The following is a 5182-nucleotide window of genomic DNA, read 5'->3' on the forward strand; positions in this document are numbered from 1 at the left end:
GGACGCCCCTTGCTTTATATCGGCAATATCATGCCTTATTGCCTGTCGCCTCCGGGGACAAAAGCGACCTCATAGCTCGAGCGAGATATCCCCCTTGGCCAGACAGGCGCAGGCCAGCACCACGCCAGCCTCGATATCGGCAGCGCTGAGGGTCACGACGCTCTGGCGCTCCACCTCCCCCTCTACCGTGCAGCGGCAGGCACCGCACACGCCAGCGCGGCAGGCAAACGGCATGCTGCCACCGGCCGCCTCAACCGCGGCGAGCAGGGTCTGACCGGGCAGGATCTTGACCCGTTTGCCCTGTTTGGCCAGGGTGAGCCAGAAGTGCTCATCGGCGCTGGCGGGGGCCGCCTCCGGCAGGCCAAACGACTCCTGATGCAGCTGGGCATCGGGCAGCCCCAGCTCACGCAGCAGGGTCACCACGGCGGCCATGTAAGGGGCGGGCCCGCACAGGTAGACCTCGCGGGTAAGCAGATCAGGGGCCAGCTCGCGCAGCATGGCGGCATCGAGCCGCCCCTGCCAGGGGTGGACCGCCGGCGCCTGCTCCAGCACATGGGCGACCCGCAGTCCGGGATGAGCCTCGGCCAGCGCCTGCAAGGGCTCAGCGAAGATGAGATCCTGTGGGCTGCGCGCCGAATGGATGAAGCGGATATCGGCGGCAGGGTCACGGGCCAGCAGATCCCGCGCCATGGCCCACATGGGGGTGATGCCGGAGCCAGCACTCAGCAGCAGTGGCGGCATCGCGCCCTCGGCGGTCAGGTAAAACTCGCCAAACGGCCCGTCCACCGTGATGCTATCGCCCACCCGCAGAGTCTGGCGCAGGTGGTGAGAGACCCGCCCCACCCCCTTGACGGTGATCTGCCAGAAGGGATCGTGCGGGCTGGAGGAGAGAGTGTAGGCGCGGGCGTGCGCAGCGCCATCCATGTCGGTGTGAATCGTGATGCACTGGCCGGCCAGCACGGGGGGCAAGGCGCCTGTCTGCGGCGCCAGACGCCAGCTGGTGACATCATGGGTCTCTTCGATGCGGGCCGTGACGGTCAACGTGAGGGTGGTCATGGCAGACTCCGGGTGGTTCATAGGCGAAAAAAAGGCGGGCGCATGGCCCGCCAACGGCTTGCAGCAACCTTCCTCAGGCTGCCAGGATCTCGGCCAAGTCGGCCTCGGCGGTGGTGGTGCCCTTGAGACCGAACTGATCTTCCAGCACCTTGAGCAGGGCCGGCGTCAGGAAGGCAGGCGCCGTCGGGCCGGTGCGAATGTTCTTCACCCCGAGCGCCAGCAGGGTCAGCAAAATCACGATCGCCTTTTGCTCGAACCAGGAGAGCACCAGGGTCAGCGGCAGATCGTTGACACCGCACTCGAAGGCATCGGCCAGGGCCAGGGCCAGCTGGATGGCGGAGTAGGCATCGTTACACTGTCCCACGTCGAGCAGGCGCGGAATGCCCTGGATGTCGCCGAACTCCAGCTTGTTGAACTTGTATTTGCCGCAGCCCAGCGTCAGCAGCAGGCTGTCTTGCGGAATGGCGCGGGCAAACTCGGTGTAATAGGCACGCTCGGCGCGATCCCCGTCACAGCCGCCAACCAGGAAGAAGTGCTTGATGGCGCCGCTTTTCACCTTGTCGATGACCGCCGGAGCGGCCTGCATCAGGGCGTTGCGGGCAAAACCGATGGTGATGAAGTGCTCGAGCTCCTCATGCAGGAACCCCTCCAGGGCGAGCGCCTTGGCGATAACCGCCGAGAAGTCCTCCCCCTCCAGATGGGTCACGCCGGGCCAGCCGACGATGGAGCGGGTAAAGATGCGATCGGCATAGTTGCCCACGTTCGGATCGATGATGCAGTTGGAGGTCATCACCACGGCGCCCGGGAAGTTGGCAAACTCCTTTTGCTGGTTCTGCCAGGCCGAGCCGTAGTTGCCCACCAGATGCGGGTACTGCTTGAAGAAGGGGTAGGCCAGCGCCGGCAGCATCTCGCCATGGGTGTAAACCAGAATGCCGGTGCCCTGGGTCTGCTCCAAAATGAGCTTGAGATCGACCATGTCGTGGCCAGAGACCAGGATGCACTTGCCCGGCACCGGGGTGACCCGCACCTGGGTCGGCTCAGGGTGGCCGAAGGCGGTGGTCTCGCCGCGATCGAGCATGGCCATCACCTTGAAGTTGAGCATGCCAATTTCCATGGCGCAGTCGAACAGCGGAGCCATCTCGCTCGGATCGGTGGCCAGCCAGGCCATGATGCGGTGGAATTCGCGGGCAATGTCATCATCCTGCTCACCCAGCACACGGGCGTGCTCCATGTAGGCCGCCGCCCCCTTGAGGCCATAGAGGCAGAGCAGGCGCAAACCCAGCACATCCTCGCTGACACTCTCCTTGCCACGGTTGACGGCCGCCACCGGCGCCTGGGCCAGTTGGCTCAGCCGTGCTTCACCCGGCTCGAAGGTAGCGGCGGCCGGCAGGGCCGAGAGATCGACGGCGAAGGCGCCGATCCGCTCGGCCAGCTGGCGGCGGTAGGCCAGCGCCTGGTTGGCATAGGCCACGATGCGATCGGAGTCGAAGTTGACGTTGGTCAGGGTGGCGAAGAAGGCCTGCGGTACGAAGGCATCGATGGCGCGATCGACGATGCCATGCTCGCGGGCCAGACCTGCCCAGGCACTCAGCCCTTGCAGCACATAGATGAGGACGTCCTGCAGATCCGATGTCTCGGCGGTCTTGCCACACATGCCCTGGGCGAAGGCGCAGCCGTTGCCGGCGGGAGTACGGATGGTCTGCTCACATTGCACACAAAACATGATGCCTCTCCTAATGGACATTTCATTTGTTTGTTTTGCTGCGATTCTATGACGCTGAATCGGATCTTAATAGACATCCAATTTACTTATTAACTGTTCGTTGATGCAGATCAATTTCCAGCGCAGACAAAAAAGCCGCCCTTTTCGGGCGGCAACAACATGGAAACGTGATAGGCAAGGGAACAGAGAGTGAGCACTCAGTCGAGGTAGGCGCGCAGCATCCACACCAGCTTCTCTTGCTGCTGGATGTAGTCAGAGAGGATGGATGTCGTCCCCTCATCACCCGCCTCACCCGCCTGCTCGAGAATGGCGCGCTGGGCCACCAGCAGCTCACGAAAGCCCGCCAGCAGCGACTCGACGCAGGCACGGCCATCGTGAACGCCCTTGACTTCGCCAATGGCAGAGAGGGAGAGATAGCGGCTGAAGCTGTGCTCAGGCACGGCGCCCAGGGTCAGGATGCGTTCGGCCAGCTCGTCGACCTTGAGCAGCAGATCGTTGTAGATCTCCTCAAACTTGAGATGCAACTCGAAGAACTGGTTACCACGGATGTTCCAGTGGAAACCACGCACATTCATGTAGAGGATCTGGTAGCTGGCCAGCAGCTTGTTGAGCTCGGCGGCCAGCGCATCGGATTTTACTGTGTCCAGACCAATAGCGTTTTTCATATGACACCTCCAAATCTTGGGAACGGGTTCAGATTAATCCCCTACAAAGGCGATGGAAAATCGTTGCTGCCTAGCATATTGATAGCTAACACCTATCGATTCTCCGGATAGGTGGGCTCGATTTCACATCGATGCCACATGAACATGGATCTCGGTTTACGTCTCATCGCCCCCTGTCGGCAGTTGGCGAAACATCGCTATCGCCTGCAACCGGGCCACCGCGTGATCCACCATGGGCGAGGGGTACGCCTCATCTCCCTTGCGCCGCAGCCAGTCGTGCGGGGTGTGGATGCAGGCTGCCGGCACATCGGCCAGCTCCTCGACCCAGCGGCGGATAAAATCCCCTCGCGGATCAAACTTTTGCCCCTGAGTGGTCGGATTGAACACGCGAAAATAGGGCGCCGCATCCGCCCCTGTGCCCGCCGCCCACTGCCAGCCGCCGTTGTTGGCCGCCAGATCCCCGTCGATGAGCTGGCTCATGAAGTACGCCTCCCCGCGCCGCCAGGAGAGGTGCAAATCCTTGGTGAGAAAGCTCGCCACTATCATGCGCAGGCGGTTGTGCATCCAGCCGGTCTGCTTCAGGCAGCGCATGGCCGCATCGACAATGGGATAGCCGGTGTGCCCCTCGCACCAGGCAGCGAAAGCCGGCTCATCGTGCCGCCAAGCCAGCGCCCGGGTATGCAGCTGGAACGGCTGGTTCATCGACAAGCGCGGCTCCAGAGCCAGCAAGTGGCGGTAGAACTCGCGCCAGATGAGCTCATTGAGCCAGGCAAAACCGGGCTCATCGCGCGCAAGGGGTAATCTGCCAAGCCGGCTGTGCAGGGCCGCAAGGCACTGGCGCGGACTTAAGATCCCCGCCGCAAGATAGGCCGACAGGCGCGAGGTGCCAGGCTCGGCCGGCAGATCGCGGCGCGCCCCATACTCCAACACCGCGTCATCGATAAATTCGCGCAGTCGCGCCTCGGCTGCCCCTTCGTGTACCGGCCAGTCACGCAGAGTGCGCGTCTCATGCTCACTACGCGCAGGCAACGACAGAGGTAGCCAGTCAAGCGGCGCCCCCATCGGCTCAGGAGCCCGGTAAAGCGAATAGCCATGGGCCGCAATCTCGCGCAGCCAGGCGCGACTGAAGGGGGTGAAGACCTTGAACGGCTCCCCCTTGCCGGTCAGCACGCGGCCCGGCGGCAACACGCAGCAACCGGGCACAAAGCGGCACGGCACCGACAAGTGCGCACTCACCGCCTCGTCGCGTCGCCGCTCGTCGACCTCGATGGCGGACATGGCGTGCAGCGCCGTGGCACCGCGCTCGCGCACCAGGGCCGTGAGGGCAGCCGGCACCTCGGCAAACCAGGGCGCCTCGATAAGGTGCAGCCGAATGCCGCGGCGGGCGAGCTCAGCGCCCAGCACATCGAGCCGCTCGAGCAGGAAGCGCTCGCGCAGCGATGCCATGTGATGGTGGCGCCACTGGGCGCGGCTGATGACAAACACCGCCTCCACCGCCTCCCCCTGCGCGCGGGCCTGCTGCACGGCGGCGTGCAGGGCCGGGTGATCGACCAGCCGCAGATCCTGCCGAAACCACACCAGTTGCATCTTATGCCTCCTGCTCGTCGCGCTGGGCCAGCCACGCCTCGATGCTCTCGAGGTGGGGGGCGCCCAGCAACTGACCGGGATAAAGGTGCGCCAGCTCGCCGAGCAGCACGGTGCCCTCGGGCCAGGACTCCCCCAGCTCCCCGCTCAGCCC

4 protein-coding genes are annotated in these 5182 nt (G+C 64.0%); all 4 read right to left on the reverse strand.

Annotated features, from left to right (window positions below):
- Positions 1-69 precede the first annotated feature (69 nt).
- Positions 70-1056 carry an FAD-binding oxidoreductase gene (locus tag BN1134_RS13405; RefSeq protein WP_042047823.1) on the reverse strand — a complete coding sequence of 329 codons (987 nt, stop codon included), beginning with the start codon at positions 1054-1056 and terminating at the stop codon, positions 70-72.
- Between the two features lie 73 nt (positions 1057-1129).
- Positions 1130-2779 carry a hydroxylamine reductase gene (gene hcp, locus BN1134_RS13410; RefSeq protein WP_042047824.1) on the reverse strand — a complete coding sequence of 550 codons (1650 nt, stop codon included), beginning with the start codon at positions 2777-2779 and terminating at the stop codon, positions 1130-1132.
- Positions 2780-2976: 197 nt separating this feature from the next.
- Positions 2977-3444, reverse strand: coding sequence for a Dps family protein (locus tag BN1134_RS13415; protein WP_042047826.1), 468 nt, complete (start codon positions 3442-3444; stop codon positions 2977-2979).
- Between the two features lie 156 nt (positions 3445-3600).
- Positions 3601-5031 (reverse strand): deoxyribodipyrimidine photo-lyase, encoded by a 1431-nt coding sequence (gene phrB, locus BN1134_RS13420; protein WP_042047827.1) that lies wholly within the window; start codon positions 5029-5031, stop codon positions 3601-3603.
- Between the last annotated feature and the right edge of the window lie 151 nt (positions 5032-5182).

The sequence above is a fragment of the Aeromonas simiae genome, from assembly GCF_000820125.1.
Taxonomy (GTDB): domain Bacteria; phylum Pseudomonadota; class Gammaproteobacteria; order Enterobacterales; family Aeromonadaceae; genus Aeromonas; species Aeromonas simiae.

Coding starts and splice junctions, on each gene's coding strand:
- BN1134_RS13405 (WP_042047823.1), bottom strand. CDS start 1,056: ATGACCACCCTCACGTTGACCGTCACGGCCCGCATCGAAGAGACCCAT.
- hcp (WP_042047824.1), bottom strand. CDS start 2,779: ATGTTTTGTGTGCAATGTGAGCAGACCATCCGTACTCCCGCCGGCAAC.
- BN1134_RS13415 (WP_042047826.1), bottom strand. CDS start 3,444: ATGAAAAACGCTATTGGTCTGGACACAGTAAAATCCGATGCGCTGGCC.
- phrB (WP_042047827.1), bottom strand. CDS start 5,031: ATGCAACTGGTGTGGTTTCGGCAGGATCTGCGGCTGGTCGATCACCCG.